The following is a 17,195-nucleotide window of genomic DNA, read 5'->3' on the forward strand; positions in this document are numbered from 1 at the left end:
CATCACCAATGCCGTCGTGGCAGAGCACGAAGACCTCGCCGGTGCGGTCGTTGTCAGTCCTCGGTATCGCGGCTCAGTTCCTGGAACCAGCCGAGATAGGCCGTCGTCGTCTCGCGCAGTGCGTCGATCGCCCAGTCGGCGGGCAGCAGTTCGGTGGGTAGCGCGGGGTCGGTGGTGAGCAGGTCGAGACCCGCGCACACCGCCGTGAACCGGGCAGCGGGGTCGGCGGTTTCGATGGCTTCGAGCAATCCGCGTGCGCGGTGGTCGATTTCGGTGAGCGGCCACAGCCGAGCGCACAGGGCGAGCGGGTCGTCCACGGCACGGGTGCGCAGGGCGATCGTGGTGTCATCGAGGTCGTCGGGCAGATCGCGTGCCAGGTTGGCCGGGCGCATCCACACACCTTCACGGAGTTCGGCCAGGCGCAGCGAGAGCAGTGTTGCGCGCAGGGCCGCGCGGTCGGCGGCGGGTCGTCCCGTCGCGATGATGACGACCTGTTCCCAATCCCCTTGCCAAGGCAGCGTGTGGGGCGCGAGGAGGTCTCGGCGGCGGGCACGCAGGTGTGGGGCGAGGGTGTAGACGCGACGCGCGCGCACGAGCTCACCGGCCGCGACCATCCGCGACACCGCGACGCGCACGGTGGCCTCGGGGTAACCCGCCGCGGTCGTGGCGGCGCAGATCTGCTGTGACGTCATCGTCGGCGAGTCGGCCGCGATGAGGATGCGGATCAGCGCCGACCGCGCCGACACCGGACGCACCATCACGCCGGAACCGGTGACCGTGGACTTCACGGGTCGAGTGTACATATTTCACTATTGCTACGGCTGTTCAATATCTGTAATGTCGCCGGGCATGACGACATCTACCTCACCGCTGGCCGGGCGCACGATGATCATGTCGGGCGGCAGCCGCGGCATCGGGCTGGCCATCGCGCTCGCCGCCGCGCGTCAGGGCGCCAATATCGCGCTGCTGGCCAAGACCGATGTTCCCGACCCACGGCTGCCCGGCACCATCCACACGGCCGCCGCCGAGATCGAGGCCGCGGGTGGTCAGGCGCTGGCGGTGGTCGGCGACGTCCGCGACGAGGCATCGGTCATCGAGGCTGTGCGCCGGACCGTCGAACGGTTCGGTGGCATCGACTACTGCGTCAACAACGCGTCGGCCATCGCGCTCGCCCCGACCGAGGAGCTGCCCGTCAAACGGTTCGATCTCATGCAGCAGATCCAGCTGCGCGGTACCTATCTGCTCACCAGCACCTGCCTGCCGCACCTGCGCCGCAGCGACAACGCCCACATCCTGAGCCTGTCGCCCCCGCTGAACCTCGCGCCCGCGTGGCTGGGGGTCCACCCCGCCTACATGGTGGCGAAGTACGGGATGTCCCTGTTGACGCTCGGCTGGGCCGCCGAGTACGCCGAGCACGGTGTCGCCGCCAACTGCCTGTGGCCCGAGACGCTCATCGCGACCGCCGCGGTGCAGAACCTGCTCGGCGGCGACGAGGCGACCGCGAAGGCCCGCACCCCGCAGATCGTGGCCGACGCCGCGATCGCGATCCTCGAGAAGGACGCCCGGACGGTCACCGGCAACACCTTCCTCGACGTAGAAGTCCTGCGAGCCGAAGGCCGGACCGACTTCTCCGCCTACGGCGGCAGCGACGATCTCGAATACGACATCTTCGTCGACCCGCCCCAGGCCTGAGCTCGCTCGGACCCGGGCCGCACCGACGGATCGCGGGTCAGGGGGTGACGATGGCGAAGTCGGGGTCCGGGGCGTCGAGGTAGCCGACCAATTCGGTCAGCTTGCCCGCGTCGCCTTCGACAGTTACTCGGCCGGCTGCGATCATCGCCGCGAGATCGCCGCCGGCGAGGAGCGCCGAGCGCAGATCGGCGGCACTGAGCGTGAAGGTGGTCGTAGCGGGTGGGAGGTCCCCGTCGACGTCGAAGTGGACCAGCAGGCCGTTGCGTAAATGGGTGCGGTGCACCACGGCGGTGTCGCTGATCCGCCAGTCGATCACGATGTCGGCCGACCAGGCTCGCGGTCCGTCGATCCGCAGTGCGATCGCGTCGAAGACCTGCTCGACCGTCAGCTGACTCATGATGTCCGGTGCCGCCGCCACGGTCGGGGTGCCGATCGTGCCGTTGCGTAATTCGTAGGCGCCCATCAGGAAGAAGTTGCGCCAGGTCCCGTTCTCGCAACCGTAGCCGAGCTGTTCGAGGGTGTCGGCCTGCAGTGCCTTGGCTTCGGCATGGTCCGGGTCGGCGAAGATCACGTAGTTCAAGACCTGCGCGACCCACCGGAAGTCGCCGTCGGCGAAGGACTTTCGTGCCTTGGCGACGACTTCGTCGGCGCCGCCCATGAACTCCACGTGCCGGACGGCGACGTCGGCGGTGCGGTGCTGCCACAGATTCGCCGGGTTGCCGTCGAACCAGCCCATGTAGCGCTGATAGATGGCTTTGACGTTGTGGCTGATCGAACCGTAGTACCCGTGGGCCGACCAGTTGTCCGCCAGCGCGGGCGGTATCGGGAAGTCCTCGGCGATTTCGGTTCCGGTGGCGCCCTTGTTGATCCAGCGCAGTGTCTGGTCGTGCAGGTAGCCGTAGAGGTCGCGCTGGATCGACAGGTACTCGGTGAGCCGCTCGGTGCCCCAGGTGGGCCAGTGGTGCGAGGCGAACACCACGTCGGTTCGCGCGGCGTAGCGGTTGATCGCCTCGGTGAGGTACTTCGACCACACGTGCGGGTCACGCACCAGGGCGCCGCGCAGAGTGAGCAGGTTGTGCAGGGTGTGGGTGGCGTTCTCGGCCATGCACAGCGCGCGCCGGGCGGGGAAGTAGAAGTTCATCTCCGAGGGCGCCTCGGTGCCGGGGGTCATCTGGAACTCGATCGCCACACCGTCGACGGTGACGGCCTGACCGGTGTGGTCGATCGACACGGTGGGAGTGATCAGACTCGGCTGACCGATCGAGGTGGTCGGTCCGAGTCCCGCGCCGACGGCGCCGAGGGGCCCGCGCGGCAGTGCGGCGCCGTACATGTAGGCCGCGCGCCGGGCCATGGCGGTGCCCGCGTAGACGTTCTCCTCGACGGCGTGCTCGGTGAAGCCGGCGGGTGCGATGATCACACAGCGTTGCGCGTCGACGTCTTCCTGGGTCGTCACCCCCTTCACCCCACCGAAGTGGTCGATATGGGAGTGCGAGTAGATGACCGCGACGACCGGACGATCACCACGATGTTCGCGATACAGGGCGAGCCCGGCGGCCGCGGTTTCCACCGAGATCAGGGGGTCGATCACGATCACCCCGGTGTCGCCCTCGATGACCGTCATGTTCGACAGGTCTAGCCCGCGGATCTGGTAGATGCCGTCGGTGACCTCGTACAGCCCTTGCTTCACGGTCAGTTTCGACTGCCGCCACAGGCTCGGGTTCACCGTGGCGGGGCACTCGTCGTCGAGGAAGGAGAACGACCCGCTGTCCCACACCACGTCGCCGTCGGCACTGCGCACCACGGGCGGGGTGAGCGCGGCGATGAACCCGCGGTCGGCGTCCGCGAAATCCTGGTCGTCGCCGAAGGGCATCGTGCGCAGCACCTCGGCATTGCCTGCCTCGATTGTCTCGGAAGCTTCCTGCGGACTGGTCATCGAATCCCTTTCCACTGTGCTCGGTTACCCCGCGGCGACCGTGCCGGACGGCCCGCTCCCGCAGCATCACATCGGACGAGGTGACGGCGCCTCACCCGCTCCGGGTGAAATTCCTGTCGTCACCGGCTCGGCCATTTGCCGCCGATATTGCGCGACGGCGGTTCGTCCGCTTCCGGTTCGATGCCGAGCCGCTCGGCGAACAGCCGACGTTGAACGAGCCACCCACAGACCGACAACCCGACCCAGGCCAGGGTCGCGGAGATCTGCTGCCAACCCGGTTCGGGATCGCGCAGGAACTCGAGGTCACCCATCCGGCCCAGGCCCGACAGGATCATGCTCGCGCCGCCGATCGAAGTCAGCCACAGCAGTGCGCGCGCCCGGAACTTGTCGGCCAGGAAGGCACCGGCCACACAGACCGCGGCGGCGACGATCATGCTCAGTGCCCAGTTCTTGTCGCCCGGTTGCAGCACCGTGGCGAGTTTGGTGCCGATCATCGCGCCGGTGAGGCCGCCGACGAAATAGGCCGCGAAGCGGAAGATCAGCGAGGTCACCACCCAGGCAGATACCGCGCCGATCAGTGCGATCAGCAGCAACCACCAGAAGGAGGCGTTGCACAGGTCGGCGATGAGCCAGCCGAGGCCGAACCCGATGGCGAGGATGCCGAGGTGCACCGAGCGGACTCCATAGAAGCACAGCAGGGCACCGACCAGCGCGACGATGATGCCGTTCATGGGTGTTCCTTTCCGGAATCGGGTAGGTCGGCGGCGGCCGCGGTGACCGTCGGATACACCTGGATGGGGGTCGCGCCCACCACAGCGGAACCCAGTTCGGCCCCGAACTGCGCCACCGAGCGGGCGATGCGGAAGTCGACGTGTTTGCGGGCCAGTTCTTTTCGCAGGTCGAGCAGCATGTCGGCGGCGGTCACGTCCAGCGACGGCGAGGTTTCCGCGTCCAGAACCACCAGCCGGATGTTCTCGGTACACAGGGCTTCGATGCGTTCGCGGACGAAGTCGGCGTTGCCGAAGAACAGCCCGGCTTCGACGCGAACCACCACCAAGTCGGGGCGCGTCGGCACGTCGGGGTGTCGTGCTTTGTCCACCCAGAGCGAACCGTCCTTGCCGAGCTCGGCGACGTGCGGTTGGGAGGTGCGGTAGACCAGCAGCAGCACCGCGGCCCCGATGCCGATGAGCAGTCCGGGCAGCGTGTCGAAGACCAGCACGCCGAGCAGGGCGGCCATCGCACCGACGAAATCGGCCCGGGCAGCGTGCCCGTAGATGCTGCCGAGCAGACTGTTCCACACTCCGTAGAGCCTGCGCAGCGCGGCGAAGTCGACGAGTTCGAGCACCGCGGCGATCACCACAGCCGCGAGGGTGGCCTCGGGCAGCTTTTCGAACAGGCCGGTGAGAAACAGCAGCGTGACGACGGTCAGTGCGGCCACTACCAGGCCGCTGAGCTGCGTTTTCGCTCCAGCGCCGCCGTTGACCGCGGTCTTGGACAGGCTGCCGTTGACCACCATCCCCGCGCTGAGCCCCGACCCGATATCGGCGGCGCCGAGTCCGAGTAGCTCCCGATCGGGATCGACCTTGTACCCGGCTTTGGCGGCATAGGTCTTGGCGGCGCCGAGACCTTCGGCGAAGCCGATCAGTACCACGCCGACCGCGGGACCGAGCAGGTCGAGATAGTCGCCGAAGTCGAGTCCGCCGGGTAGGCCGAGGCGGGGGAGACCCGCGTCGATGTGCCCGACGATCGCGACACCCTTGTCGCCGAGACCGAGAACGTGCACGGCGGCGATGCCGACCACCACAGCCAGCAGGGCACCTGGCACCATCGGCAACCAACGTCGGAACACCAGTACGAGGGCCAAGCTGACCAAACCGACAACCATTGTGCGCCAATCGATCTCACCGAGATCGCGCAGAATGCCCCAGGCCTGTTCGAAGAAGTTGCCCTCGTGCTTGTGCAGCCCGAGCAGCTTGGGCACCTGGCCGATGATGATGACGAGGGCCAACCCGACGATGAACCCCTTCAGAACCGGTTCGGAGATGAAGCTCGCGATGAATCCCAGCCGGATCAACCCGGCCAGCAGGCCGACGACACCGGTGCAGATGGCCAGAGCTGCAGTCAGGGCGAGGTAGCGGCCGCCGTCGGCGCCGGCCAGCGGGGTGACGATCGCCGCCGACAGCGCCGCGGTCGCCGACATCGGACCGACCACCAGGTGCCGGGAACTGCCTGCCAGCGCGTAGAGCACCAGGGCGGGCACGGCCGCGTACAGGCCGACCACCGGCGGCACCCCGGCGATGGAGGCGTAGGCCAGCGCCTCGGGTACCAGCACCGCCCACACCGTGAGCCCGGCGATCACATCGGGACGCACCCAGTCGCCGCGGTAGCCACGCAGGGAGGTGAACACCGGTACCGACATCCGCCTCACCCCAATCCGCCCAGCCCCTTACCGAGGACCACCGCGCCCATGACCAGCAGCACGATGGCCATGACGGCGTGATTGTTGTCCTGCAACCACATCCGGAGCCGGTCGAGTGCCGGGCCGAGCCGTTCGGCCGCCACGAGATAGCCCAGCACTACGGTCAGGACCGTGGCCGACGCGAGCACCGTGAACACCACGATTGCGCCGAGCGTGCCACCGGTGTCGAGGCCTGCCGCCCCGATCGCGACACCCGCCGAGACGCACAGCAGCAGATTCTTCGGGTTGACCCCGGACAGCAGTGCCCCGAGCCCGGTCGCCTTCACCGGGGTGAGGGTGTCGATCGCGCGCATCCAGCCCGGCACCTCGGTCTGCGAGCGCGCCTGCCACTGTTTCACCGCCAATCCCACGAGCAGCACCCCGAGGACGATCTTGATCCACGCCGCCGCGGCACCGGGTTCGCTGTCGTCGGACCCGCCCAGGTTGCCGGCGAACAGCGTCACCACCCCGGTGACCACCAGGATGCCGAGCACCCACCCGGTGGCGAATCCGATCGCCGCGCCCTTTCCACGCGCCGACAGAATCATGAGAATCGTCGCCACGATCGGTATCGGCGACAGCGCGACACCGACGGCGAGCGGAAGCAGATCTCCGATGACCGGACCCATAGCGCGACCGTAGGCGCACAGGTAGGCGCCCCGCCTCACACGTGACGGATGAGATTCGCGCACCGCACGCGCATGGCACGGAAATCAGGCCAGCGCTTTGGCCTTGAGCTGCTGGAATTCGCCCTCGGTAATAGCGCCCGAGTCCAGCAGCTTCTTGGCGTCCGCGATCTCGGCGGCCGAACTGGTACCGGCGGTCTCCCTGATGTATTGGTCGGTCGCCGCTTTGGCCTGCTGTTCGGCTTCGGCGGTGCGTTCGCCCATTCCGTCACCGCGCACGATCAAATACACCAGCCCGGTGATCAACGGGAAGAGGAACAGGCACAGCACCCAGATCGCCTTCACCCAGCCCGAGGTTTTCCGGTCCCGGAAGAGATCGGTCAGGATGACGAAGATCAGCAGCAGATAGGCGATGAACGCGAAACTTACGACAATGGCCCAGATGACATCCCAGAAATCCATTGTTGATCCCTCACTTTCGTGCTGAGCGCCCACCGGGTCGGTGAACACGTCGGGTGTCGCGGCGACGTCGGTGTCACCGTGGTCGCACCCGGCCCCCGACGTTGTGCACGACCACGACGTCGGGGTGCCAGGGCACGAGATCGTCGACCCGGCGCTGCAATTCGGCCAGGTCGGGCAGCTGTTGCGGACCGAGGACGGTGATGGTGGCGGTGTCGCTGTGCAGAGTCACGTCCACCACCTGGGCGCCGGGCTGCTCGCGCAGCCAGTCGCGGGCGACGTCGGAGATCTGCCCGGCCCACAGCGTCGACAGCGAATTGATCACCATCGGCACCGCCACCAGGATCAGCGCCGCGCCGAGCACCACATAGGCGCGACCGCGACCACCGGTCGGCGCCTCGGCGTCGCGCCCGTAACCGGCCAGCAGCAGCACCGTGGTGGTGGTGATGATCATCGCCAGCATGTTGGAGGCGAACAGCACGAACGCACCCAGTGCCAGGGCGGGCGCCTGCGAACCGAGGCACACCCCGACCACGCCCAGCGGCGGCACCAGTGAAATCGCGATGGCGACACCGGGCAGCACGTCACCCACATCACGGCGAGTGATCGCCACCGCCGCGACGAGACCGGTGGCCAGCGCTGCGGTCAGATCCATCAGTTTGGGTGAGGTCCGCCCGACGACCTGCGCGTTCGCCAGCACATTCACCGGATTCGGCAGCAGCTGCGCGAACAGGAAACCGAGCACGACCACCACCGCGATACCGGCGACCACCAGCAGCGCGCTGCGGCCCACCAGCGCCGCGCGCCCGGTCGCCACACCGAGAGCGACCCCGAGGATCGGGATCGACAGCGGGGCGACGATCATCGCGCCGATCACGGTGGCCGTGGAATCACCGATCACACCCGAGATCGCGATGACCGCCGAGAGCACGAGCATGATCCAGAACGCCGAGCGCTTCGCCGCCACCGCGCCCACCGACAGGTCGAGTTTGTCGGTCAGTTCGTCGAGGGTGCGGCGCTGATCGGCGGGGACGAGAAAGCCGAGCATCGCGATCCTTTCGCCATGTCCGGCCAAGCGTAGAAAGTGGCTGCACCCACGAAATCACCCGTAATGGATGAATTCCGCACCGACCGCGCGGCGAATTCACCCCGAACGGGTGATCCGGAGGCAGGGCGCACGGGATTAGCGTCGTCGCATGCACACCACGGACACGGTCCGGCAGTCTCCCGGCGCGGGTGGGTGGTCCATTCCCCGCGGTCTCGTCGTGCTGTTGTCGATAGCCGCGATCATCATCTGCGTCACCGGGTTGAAAGCCTTCGCCGGTGTGGTGGGTCCGACATTTCTGGCCTTGATGCTCACCATCGCCGTGCAACCGATCCAGACCAGGGTGCAGCAGCGTGGTGGTCCGGCCTGGCTCGGCATGCTGCTCGCCTTCGGCGCGGTGTTGCTCATTCTGGTGGGTTTCGGTGGGGCGCTAGCGCTTTCGGCCGCGCAATTGGCTTCGCGGCTACCGCAGTACACCGGCAGTCTCGACAATCTGCTCGACACCGTTCGTGGCTGGCTCGACGCCGCTGGATTGAGTCACGACCAGACCCAGAAGGCCTTGCAGGACATCGACCTCGGCAAACTCGTCGGGTTGCTCGACAACCTGCTCGGCGGTGTCGTCGGGGTGTTCTCGAATCTGTTCTTCGTGGCCGCGCTGTTGCTGTTCATGGCGGTCGACGGGATGAGCATGCGGCCGAGAATGGCCGTGGTCGCCGCCGAACGGCCCGCCATCGCCCAGGCACTCGGCAGTTTCGCGGCGGGCACCCGCAAATATCTGGTCGTTTCGACAGTGTTCGGTGCGATCGTGGCGGTGATCGACGGCGGTGCACTGTGGTTGCTCGGAGTGCCGTTACCGCTGCTGTGGGCGCTGCTGTCGTTCATCACCAACTACATCCCGAACATCGGCTTCATCATCGGCGTGATCCCACCCGCGCTGCTGGCTCTGCTCGACAGCGGACCGGTTCTGATGGTGTGGGTGATCGTGGTCTACAGCGCGATCAATTTCGTGATCCAGTCGATCATCCAACCCAAGTTCGTCGGTGACGCCGTAGGACTCAGTGTCACCATCACGTTCCTTTCCCTGGTGTTCTGGTCCTGGGTACTGGGTGGCCTCGGCGCCATCCTCGCCATCCCTCTCACGCTCCTGGTGAAAGCCCTCCTGCTCGACATCGACCCGTCCACCCGCTGGGCCGACGTCCTCATCGGCGGCCCGCTCCCGGCGAAAAGGAACAGCGCCGCCGACAAATCCACCTGAGGCACTCATCCGCGGCACAGTCGTCCGATCTCCTCGTCCGGATACGGCGTGCGCCGAGTCGTCTGCTGGAACGCGCGCATGAACGCCGACATGGCGGCGGCAACCGGCGCGTGCCGGGTGATGATTGTGGCGGCTCCGTCCGGAATTCCCGTCGCAGGTTCGCCGTCGGCGATGCCGCGCACCATCGCGAGGCGCTTCTCCCGGTCTTCCCGTCGGAGCCCGTACAGCGCGGTGAGCAGCCAGTTCACCAGGTAGGTCGCGGTGAAACCGCGGTCGTAGCTCTGGTTCCGGTCGAAGAACGCGGCTTCCTGCGGCGAGAGGTCGAACCCGGAGGCGAGCGCGAGACCGTAGTCGGCGAAGTAGAGGCGTCGACCGTCGGTCAGGATGTTGTGGAAGTGCGCGTCGAGGTGCAGCAGTCCACGGCTGTTCATGAACGCGGTGCCGGCGGCCAGTTCCCGTTCCACCATGGCACAGGCCCGATCGGTGGCGTCGTCGCCGGCCGCGACCCGGGCGTCGAGCCACTCGTGCAGGGTGTGCGGGATGTACTCCAGGAACAGCGCGATGCTCGCCGAAGAGTCCCGGACAGCCTCGATCCGCCGACGCACCTGCGGCCTGTCATCCCAATAGGCGACGACGCGATCGATGTCGGCGAGCTCGTCCGGCAGTGGGTTGGTGTCGGGCAGTACGCGCCAGTGGTACATCAACGGGAAGCCCTCGTGTTCGGCGGCCAGCACCCAGTTCGTCGTCATGATGTGCACGGCGAGTTCGCGCCAGGCCCCGAACCCCGCCCCACCGATGAGGCCGACGCCGTAGTGGTAGAACTGCGGCAGCTCGAACAGATTCGCCGTGTATCGGACGTGCTCCGGCTGCCGTTCCAGGTCGGTGAGTGGCACTCGCTTCACGAAAACCGGTGTCCCGCAAACCTCGAGCAGCGCTGACTTCCCGCCGATCCCGGTGCCGACCGGCGTGGCCGCGTCGACGAGTTCGCGCAAGGCGTGATCGCTGTGCAGGGCGAGGGCCGTAGCGACAGCGCTGTGAGCGTCGAGACGGGCCGGGCGCGACATGTTCGGGTGCTCGCCCCGCTCACCTGGTTGCCCCGTGCTTCGGCCGGCTCGATCTGACAAGTCCCCACCCATCCCGTGAGCGTACCGATGGCCTTCCGATCAGCGTCGCGGTCCGCCTGTGTGCTGGAACTTCCTGTGCGACAGTGGGGTGTGGGTAGGCGGGTGTCGGGGAATCTTCCGGCGGAGGTGACCAGCTTTGTGGGGCGCGACGATGATGTCGCCGCGGCCAGGAAGCTGCTCGGTGGCACGCGGTTGCTCACGTTGACCGGGGTGGGTGGGGTCGGCAAGACGCGGTTGAGCAGGCGGGTGGGGGAGGTGGCTCGGCGGGCGTTTCCCGACGGCGTGTGGCTGGTGGAGCTGGCTCATCTGAACGATCCGGACCTGGTCGCGTCGACAGTGGCACGCGAACTCGGATTGCGTGACGACATCAGTGCCCCGCTCACCGCCCTCATCGCGCACCTGGCCGACGCCGATCTCCTGCTGATTCTGGACAACTGCGAGCACATGATCGACGCGTGCGCCGCGCTCGCAGACCGGCTGATCCCGGCCACAACCGGCCTGCGGATCCTCGCGACCAGCCGCGAACCGCTCGGCGTCCCCGGCGAGCAGATTCTGCCCGTGGCCCCGCTGCCGGTACCCGGCTCCGATCAGGCCGGCCTCGACAACCCGGCGATCTGCCTGCTGATCGACCGCGCCACCGCCGCGGACCCGAATTTCGCACGACGCGCCGCTGATCCGGCGACACTGATCGCGATCTGCCGCCGCCTCGACGGCATCCCGCTCGCCCTCGAATTGGCGGCGCTGCGGATGCGGATGTTCACCCCCGAGCAGGTCCTGGCCCGACTCGACGACGCGATGGGGCTGCTCACCACCGGCCCGCGCGCCGCACCGGAACGCCAGCAGACGTTGGCGTCGGCGATTCGCTGGAGCTACGACCTGTGTACACCGGACGAGCAAAAGCTGTGGGAACAGCTGTCGGTCTTCGCGGGCGGTGTCGACCTCGCCGCCGCCGAAGCGGCCTGCCACGTCGGCGCACCGCAGACCCTGCTCGACGCGCTCACCGGGCTGGTCGACAAGTCCGTGCTGAGCTACGGCCCGGGCGTCGACGGCGCGGGGCGGTACACGATGCTCGAGCCGCTGCGCCAGTTCGCCGGTGATCGTTTGCGGGCGCGCGGCGCCGAATACGCCGCCCGGATCGCCCATCGCGAGTTCTACTACCGCCTCGCGCGCCGCGGTCGCGACGAGTACTGGAGCTCCGCGGACACCACCTGGTTCGGCGATGTCGCCCGCGAACACGCCAATCTGCGTGCCGCGCTGCAGTTCTGCCTCGACGATCCGGCCGGTGCCCGGCGCGCGCTCGAGATCGCGACCGAGCTGTGGCCGTTCTGGGAGCACTGCCACCTGCTGCTGGAGGGTTACCGCTGGCTGTCGGAGGCGCTGGCGAAGAACACCGAGCGCACTGTCGTCCGGGCCAGGGCGCTGGCTGCTTGCGCGGTGATCGCCGCGATGCGCGGTGAGTCCGAGAAGGCGGCGGAATTCGCCGGCGCCGGTGCCGCGATCGCCGCCGAAACCGGGTCGGCCCAGGTGCGTTCCGAGACCGAAATGGCCAGAGCCGTGCTGGTTTTCGGTGCGGGCGATCCACGAGGCGCACTCGACATCGCCCTGGCGGTATCGGTCTGCGCGCGCGAGTGCACGCACCCACGCGTGGAGATGGAAAGCCTGGCATTCGCCGCTGTCTGCGCGCTGGCCCTCGACGACCCGCACGCCGCCGCCCTCACCGAGCAACTCCTGGCCGTGACCAGCGAACACGGCTCCCACCTGCTCGGCGGACTCGCCCATTGGGCGGTCGGCACCCAGCGACAGCGCGACGGCGATCAGCGCGGCGCGGTCGCCGCCCTGCGCCGATCGATCGAGTTGTTCCGGCTCTTCGACCGGTGCGCCTGGATCGCCACCAGCGTCGACGGCCTGGCCTGGACGGCCGCCGCCGACGGCGACCTCGAGCGCGCGGCACGGCTGATGGGTGCGGCGACGGCCGTCCGCCGGGGCAGTTCGCAACGCCTCGCGCACGCGATGACCCAGCTCATCGGTCGGCGGATCCGCGAACAGGTCGAGCACGCACTCGGTGCCCGGGAGTTCGCCGCCTGCTTCGACGCGGGCGCCGGACTCACCGCCGAGGACGCCGTCGACTACGCGACGGGCAGCGAACCGTCGACGGTCGCCGTCGCCGACACGGGACTGGAGGTGCTGACCCGAAGGGAACGCGACGTGGCGATGTTGATCGCGCGCGGCTACGGCAACCGCCGGATCGCGCAGGAACTGGTGATCTCGGTCCGCACCGCCGAGAGCCATGTCGACCACATCCTCACCAAACTGGGTTTCACCTCCCGCACCCAGATCGCCGCCTGGGTCAGCCGACTCACCGCGTGACGTCGCGAAATCGAGCTCCGGGGAGGCGATCTCCGTAGTCCGCGCGCACGACTTCCGTAGTTTCCGCGATTCCCGCGCGCCGCCGGACCGGCACAGTGATGCCCACAGCCAACAGCAGTGAGGTGAGGCATGACCGTCGACGAACGCGTCGCGCCCCGGACAACGGCGCGCACCGGCCGCGCACCGGTCTCGATGATCGAGCGGATGACCCTGATCCTGGACAGCTTCGACGGACCCGTGCCGATGCGCACCCTGATCGACGTCGCCGAACGCACCGGTCTGCCCCGTTCGAGTGTGCACCGCATCATCGATCAGATGATCCGGCTGCGCTGGCTCGCACACGCACCCGGCGGCTACCGTCTGGGCACCCGGGCACTGGAACTCGGCGGACTCGCCATCGAGCACAACGAGATTCGCGATGCGATGGGGCCGCTGCTGCACGAATTGTGCCGAACCACCGGCATGATCGCGCACCTCGGCGTGCTCGACGGCCCAGAGGTGCTCATCATCGACAAGGTGGTCGGCCGCAGCGGTGCCGATATCCCGACCCGCCTCGGCGGCCGCATCCCCGCGCACTGCACCGCAATCGGGAAGGCGCTGCTGGCCACCCTCCAGCCGAGTGTCATCGAATTGGCCTTCCCGCAGCACCTTTCGCGCCTCACCTCCCGCACCATCGCCCTCCGCAGCGGACTGCACCGCGAACTGGACCGCGTGCGGAATCATCAGGGAGTCGCCCTCGATCGTGAGGAGTCGATAACCGGCATCGTGTGCGTGGGGGTGCCGATCAGGGCCGACGAGGGGATCGCCGCGCTGTCGCTGTCCGGACGGATCGGTGGGCAGCATCCGCCGGGCACGGCCCGGCTCGCCCGGATCCTGGTCGACGTCGCCGCCGAAGCCGCGCGAGCGATCGCCCCCCGGCACGAATAGGTGGTGGGTCACGGCTCGTGCGGCCCTGACCCACCAAGCGGGTACGGTTCGCTATTTCGGTCAGCCGACGAGGTTCTTCCGCAATTTCACCAGCGTCATCCCGTCGATGCCGAGGCCGTCGGTGAGGAATTTGCCGAAGCTGCCGTAATCCTGTTCCAATTTCCGCACCGCGGTGTCGAGATATTCGGTGCGGACTTCCTGCAGCGGGATGAGCAGATCGGGGTTCTGCATATACCCGGCCTGTTTCACCTGCTCCCGCAGTTTCGCGTCGGCGGCGGAACGGAATTCGTTGGAGCGCAGATAATCCTGACGTGCGGTCTGCTCGGGGACGCCGACCGCGCGCAACACCACATAGGTGAGGAATCCGGTTCGGTCCTTCCCGGATGTGCAGTGATAGAGCAGGGCACCATCGGTGGCGGCGAGTTCGCGAACGGTGGCCCCGAACGCGGCACGCGACGCGTCGGTGAGGAAACTGGCGTAGACACCGCTCATGATCCGCTCGGCACCACCGTTACCCAGTACTTCCTGCTGACGCTGTGGATCCTTGGACTGGATGATCTGCATCATCTGGACGAACAATCCGGTGTCGTCGATGGGTCGGGCAACCAGCGGCACCCCGGCGGGCAACCGGTCGGCCCCCATGAATTGCACCTCCCCGGGGGTGCGGAGGTCGACCACGGATTTCAGGTTGCGCCCGGCCAGGGTGGCCACATCACCATCGGTCAGCTTCGGTAAGGCGTCGGCGCGAATCGCCTTGCCGGACTTGACAGTCGCTCCGTCATAGGTGCGGTAACCGCCGATATCGCGAACATTGACCGCCCCCTGCAGGGAGATCTGCCCGCCCGAACTCGGAGCCGCCACAGCGGGTGGCGACGGCAATACGGCCGTGCTCACGAGCGCGAGGGAGGCCATGGCGGTGGTCATCACGGAGACGATGATGCGTTTCGTGCGAATTGCTTTCACATCGAAAACGGTATGTATTTCCCCGCCCCCACCACGCGCCACAATCAATGGCCGGGATTGTGTCTTGACATGCTCGTCCGGGGGCAGGTCCCCACGCAGCCCCTGATTCTTCCGTCTGTCGGGCCGCAGCGCCGAACGGCAGTGTGACGATCGGGTCGGTTCGATCGAAGGAGAACGATGAAATTCGCGATGACGCAGAGCCTGGTGGCCGGTGCCGCCGTTACACTGCTCGGTGCCGGGGTAGCCGTGGCCGCACCGGGGACCGAGCCGGTGCCGGTGCGCCAAGCCGAAGCGATCGTCGACACCGGCAGTGCGAATGTGGTCGGGGACCTGCTGTACACGCTGCTCAGCGTCACGGGATCGGCGGAACTGGGCAGAGCCATCTACGACCCGCGCATCGGCTGCGACATCGTTGCCTGCGAACCGATCTGGTTCGGGTCTGCCCGGTAGGCGACTGACTGTCCTACTTCAACGCACCAGGCGCAGACTGGTGGTGGCGAGGCCGACGCTGAGCCGTTGGCCCCAGCCGAGGCGTAGTGCGTCGTGCTCGATGCCGTCGCCGAAGGCCACCAGTCCGTCGGACTCCACGTCGATGTGCAGGCTTTCGCCGGTGATCTCGCCTTCGGTGTGCACGATCCCGGTGGCCGGTGACGGCCACGCCTCCCGGACGAACCAGACGAGTCTGCGCTCGGTGGGATGGGGCAGGGGGACAGGGCTTTTCCGTTCGCGGTGGGCCGACAGGCACCAGCCTGTCGCACCCGTCCCGCTGCCGACGAGGACGCCCGACGATGCCTGGCGCTCGTCACGGATGCGGTACCGGCTGGTCTGGTGGCTCGGATGGCCGATGTAGATCTCGTTGAGCGCGCGTAGGGTCGCGCCGTCGTCCGTTCTCGCCTCGACCATCGTGCGGTCCTCGGTGTTACCGGTGCTGTGCAGGAGTTCCGTCGCGTCGGCGGGGGAGTGCTCGGCGAGCACGCCCGGTTCCGGGCTGATGCCGATGACGGGCTGGCCGTCGAGGTACTTGGCAACATTGGCGACCAGGCCGTCCTGCCCGACGATCACCACGATGTCCTCGGGGCCGAACAGGAACCGCGACAGGTCTTCCCGCTCGACCGTGCCGCGCCGCCAGTCGAGCGGAATGGCCGCGCTGACCTCGCCGATCGCCGCGCGGGTCCGCCGGTCGCGCTCCACCACCTCGTCGAGTGACCTGCCGCGCGAGTTCAGGAAGAACTCCACCTGCCCGCGCGTGCCGTGCCGCGCCAGCAGCTCCGAGAGCTCGGTTCGCCTGTGCACCAGCACAATTCGTGGGGCCAGGCTCATCGGGTGAACCGTTGCAGGATCGGGGCGATCATGTCCGGGGTCAGGGTGAGGCTGCCGATCTCCGGCAGGTTGCCCGCGAGTTCCTTCGCCGCCAACGCGTACAGCGTTTCCTGGGGGACGTCCCGGTAGGCATCCAGGCGCGCCTTCTCTCCGGCGGCCTCGGCCTCGGCGAGCTTGCGGATCCCGTCGGCCTTGGCGTCGACGGCGATCCGGTCGGCTCTGGCCTGGCCCTCGGCCTTCTCCAATGCGTTCGCGCCGCGCTGGACCACCAGGAGCTCCTCCCGCTTCGCCAGTTCGATCTGGTTCTGCAGTTCGTTCTCGCTGATCGCACGCTCGCGTTCGACGGCGAGCGCGCGTCGCTCGTAGGTCGCCCGGTCCGCTTCCTGCTGGACCTTCTCGCGGACCGTGGTCTGAAGCGCCTTCTCCATCTCCGCGTCGGGGCGGATAGCGACCACGCGGACGTCGATGATCTCCAGCCCGATGTGAGCCGCGGTCAGATTTCCCGTAGCTTCCTTGACCTTTTCGACGCCGGTGCGGATGGCGGTCTCGAGATCGAGCGTGGCCAGGACCTCGAGGGCGTGTTGCTGGGTGTTCTCGGTGAGGGTGTTCGCGATCTGGCTCAGCGGATCCTGGCGCCAGGTGCCCGTATCGGGGTCTATCGAGAAGTCGATCCGGCTCGTCGTCGTCGCGGGATCGGTGCAGCGGTAGGTGACCGTCAGCTGGACCGTGACGTCCTGGTGGTCGTGTGTGCGGGCGTGGAAGAGCATCGGCAGCTCGCGGTCGTCCACCGGAACCTCGCTGAGCACCGCCGTGCTCGGGCGGAACCAGAAGCTCAGCCCCGTGCCGTCGTGCAGGAGTTTGCCCTTGCGGACGTGTCTGACGTGCACTGTCGGGGCGCCCCTGAGGTGCCGCAGTCCGGGGTAGCTGCTGATGTCGGCCATCGCCTTCTCCTTCGTTATGGTCATAGTGACCATAACAGGACTGACGGGCAGCCGTCGAGGGCTGTGCGCAGATCCGGGAATCTGC

Annotated in this window: 16 protein-coding genes; 5 read left to right on the plus strand and 11 right to left on the minus strand. The window is 67.7% G+C overall.

Annotated features, from left to right (window positions below; genetic code table 11):
* Nucleotides 1–53 precede the first annotated feature (53 nt).
* Nucleotides 54–788 (minus strand): PaaX domain-containing protein, C- domain protein, encoded by a 735-nt coding sequence (locus LDL21_RS07170; protein ID WP_225279315.1) that lies wholly within the window; start codon nt 786–788, stop codon nt 54–56.
* Nucleotides 789–849: 61 nt separating this feature from the next.
* Here LDL21_RS07170 and LDL21_RS07175 point away from each other — a divergent pair, with 61 nt between their 5' ends.
* Nucleotides 850–1,692, plus strand: a complete 843-nt coding sequence (locus LDL21_RS07175) for an SDR family oxidoreductase (protein WP_225279316.1) — start codon at nt 850–852, stop codon at nt 1,690–1,692.
* 37 nt (nt 1,693–1,729) lie between these two features.
* On the opposite strand, the gene LDL21_RS07180 is transcribed toward LDL21_RS07175, so the two are convergent.
* From LDL21_RS07180 to LDL21_RS07205, 6 genes are all read right to left on the minus strand, one after another.
* Entirely contained in the window at nt 1,730–3,625 is a 1,896-nt protein-coding gene (locus tag LDL21_RS07180; RefSeq protein WP_225279317.1) for an alkyl/aryl-sulfatase, read from the minus strand.
* Between the two features lie 119 nt (nt 3,626–3,744).
* Nucleotides 3,745–4,356 carry a DUF4203 domain-containing protein gene (locus LDL21_RS07185; protein WP_225279318.1) on the minus strand — a complete coding sequence of 204 codons (612 nt, stop codon included), beginning with the start codon at nt 4,354–4,356 and terminating at the stop codon, nt 3,745–3,747.
* Nucleotides 4,353–6,044: a SulP family inorganic anion transporter gene (locus tag LDL21_RS07190; RefSeq protein WP_225279319.1), complete on the minus strand. Its 1,692-nt coding sequence runs from the start codon at nt 6,042–6,044 to the stop codon at nt 4,353–4,355. The genes LDL21_RS07185 and LDL21_RS07190 overlap by 4 nt, the downstream gene beginning before the upstream one ends.
* 5 nt (nt 6,045–6,049) lie before the next feature.
* Nucleotides 6,050–6,712 (minus strand): GAP family protein, encoded by a 663-nt coding sequence (locus tag LDL21_RS07195; RefSeq protein WP_225279320.1) that lies wholly within the window; start codon nt 6,710–6,712, stop codon nt 6,050–6,052.
* An 84-nt stretch (nt 6,713–6,796) separates the two neighbouring features.
* Entirely contained in the window at nt 6,797–7,171 is a 375-nt protein-coding gene (locus tag LDL21_RS07200; RefSeq protein WP_225279321.1) for an SHOCT domain-containing protein, read from the minus strand.
* Nucleotides 7,172–7,244: 73 nt separating this feature from the next.
* Nucleotides 7,245–8,216 carry a DUF389 domain-containing protein gene (locus LDL21_RS07205; protein WP_225279322.1) on the minus strand — a complete coding sequence of 324 codons (972 nt, stop codon included), beginning with the start codon at nt 8,214–8,216 and terminating at the stop codon, nt 7,245–7,247.
* Between the two features lie 148 nt (nt 8,217–8,364).
* On the opposite strand from LDL21_RS07205, the gene LDL21_RS07210 reads away from it, so the two are divergent.
* Complete coding sequence (locus LDL21_RS07210) at nt 8,365–9,468, plus strand: AI-2E family transporter (RefSeq protein ID WP_225279323.1); 1,104 nt, start codon at nt 8,365–8,367, stop codon at nt 9,466–9,468.
* Between the two features lie 5 nt (nt 9,469–9,473).
* Here LDL21_RS07210 and LDL21_RS07215 read toward each other — a convergent pair whose 3' ends face one another.
* Complete coding sequence (locus LDL21_RS07215; protein WP_225279324.1) at nt 9,474–10,532, minus strand: protein kinase family protein; 1,059 nt, start codon at nt 10,530–10,532, stop codon at nt 9,474–9,476.
* Nucleotides 10,533–10,730: 198 nt separating this feature from the next.
* Here LDL21_RS07215 and LDL21_RS07220 point away from each other — a divergent pair, with 198 nt between their 5' ends.
* Both LDL21_RS07220 and LDL21_RS07225 read left to right on the plus strand, forming a co-directional pair.
* Nucleotides 10,731–12,959 carry an ATP-binding protein gene (locus LDL21_RS07220; RefSeq protein WP_225279325.1) on the plus strand — a complete coding sequence of 743 codons (2,229 nt, stop codon included), beginning with the start codon at nt 10,731–10,733 and terminating at the stop codon, nt 12,957–12,959.
* Between the two features lie 129 nt (nt 12,960–13,088).
* Nucleotides 13,089–13,886 (plus strand): IclR family transcriptional regulator, encoded by a 798-nt coding sequence (locus LDL21_RS07225; RefSeq protein WP_225279326.1) that lies wholly within the window; start codon nt 13,089–13,091, stop codon nt 13,884–13,886.
* 60 nt (nt 13,887–13,946) lie between these two features.
* Here the strand turns inward: LDL21_RS07225 and LDL21_RS07230 are convergent, their stop codons facing one another.
* The gene (locus LDL21_RS07230; RefSeq protein WP_225279327.1) at nt 13,947–14,849 is read right to left on the minus strand and encodes a tyrosine-protein phosphatase; all 903 of its coding nucleotides are present in this window, start codon (nt 14,847–14,849) and stop codon (nt 13,947–13,949) included.
* Nucleotides 14,850–15,026: 177 nt separating this feature from the next.
* Here LDL21_RS07230 and LDL21_RS07235 point away from each other — a divergent pair, with 177 nt between their 5' ends.
* Nucleotides 15,027–15,299: a hypothetical protein gene (locus LDL21_RS07235; RefSeq protein ID WP_225279328.1), complete on the plus strand. Its 273-nt coding sequence runs from the start codon at nt 15,027–15,029 to the stop codon at nt 15,297–15,299.
* Between the two features lie 18 nt (nt 15,300–15,317).
* Here the strand turns inward: LDL21_RS07235 and LDL21_RS07240 are convergent, their stop codons facing one another.
* Both LDL21_RS07240 and LDL21_RS07245 read right to left on the minus strand, forming a co-directional pair.
* Entirely contained in the window at nt 15,318–16,169 is an 852-nt protein-coding gene (locus tag LDL21_RS07240; protein ID WP_225279329.1) for a diacylglycerol kinase catalytic domain-containing protein, read from the minus strand.
* Entirely contained in the window at nt 16,166–17,134 is a 969-nt protein-coding gene (locus LDL21_RS07245; protein ID WP_225279330.1) for an SPFH domain-containing protein, read from the minus strand. Before LDL21_RS07245 ends, LDL21_RS07240 begins: the two co-directional genes overlap by 4 nt.
* Nucleotides 17,135–17,195 lie beyond the last annotated feature (61 nt).

This window comes from Nocardia rosealba, from assembly GCF_020216065.1.
GTDB lineage: Bacteria > Actinomycetota > Actinomycetes > Mycobacteriales > Mycobacteriaceae > Nocardia > Nocardia rosealba.

Excerpts from the sequence above, each read along its gene's own strand:
- LDL21_RS07175 (WP_225279316.1), top strand. The coding sequence starts at position 850 with ATGACGACATCTACCTCACCGCTGGCCGGGCGCACGATGATCATGTCG.
- LDL21_RS07210 (WP_225279323.1), top strand. The coding sequence starts at position 8,365 with ATGCACACCACGGACACGGTCCGGCAGTCTCCCGGCGCGGGTGGGTGG.
- LDL21_RS07190 (WP_225279319.1), bottom strand. The coding sequence starts at position 6,044 with ATGTCGGTACCGGTGTTCACCTCCCTGCGTGGCTACCGCGGCGACTGG.
- LDL21_RS07185 (WP_225279318.1), bottom strand. The coding sequence starts at position 4,356 with ATGAACGGCATCATCGTCGCGCTGGTCGGTGCCCTGCTGTGCTTCTAT.
- LDL21_RS07245 (WP_225279330.1), bottom strand. The coding sequence starts at position 17,134 with ATGACCATAACGAAGGAGAAGGCGATGGCCGACATCAGCAGCTACCCC.
- LDL21_RS07225 (WP_225279326.1), top strand. The coding sequence starts at position 13,089 with ATGACCGTCGACGAACGCGTCGCGCCCCGGACAACGGCGCGCACCGGC.
- LDL21_RS07215 (WP_225279324.1), bottom strand. The coding sequence starts at position 10,532 with ATGTCGCGCCCGGCCCGTCTCGACGCTCACAGCGCTGTCGCTACGGCC.
- LDL21_RS07240 (WP_225279329.1), bottom strand. The coding sequence starts at position 16,169 with ATGAGCCTGGCCCCACGAATTGTGCTGGTGCACAGGCGAACCGAGCTC.
- LDL21_RS07180 (WP_225279317.1), bottom strand. The coding sequence starts at position 3,625 with ATGACCAGTCCGCAGGAAGCTTCCGAGACAATCGAGGCAGGCAATGCC.
- LDL21_RS07205 (WP_225279322.1), bottom strand. The coding sequence starts at position 8,216 with ATGCTCGGCTTTCTCGTCCCCGCCGATCAGCGCCGCACCCTCGACGAA.
- LDL21_RS07200 (WP_225279321.1), bottom strand. The coding sequence starts at position 7,171 with ATGGATTTCTGGGATGTCATCTGGGCCATTGTCGTAAGTTTCGCGTTC.
- LDL21_RS07235 (WP_225279328.1), top strand. The coding sequence starts at position 15,027 with ATGAAATTCGCGATGACGCAGAGCCTGGTGGCCGGTGCCGCCGTTACA.
- LDL21_RS07195 (WP_225279320.1), bottom strand. The coding sequence starts at position 6,712 with ATGGGTCCGGTCATCGGAGATCTGCTTCCGCTCGCCGTCGGTGTCGCG.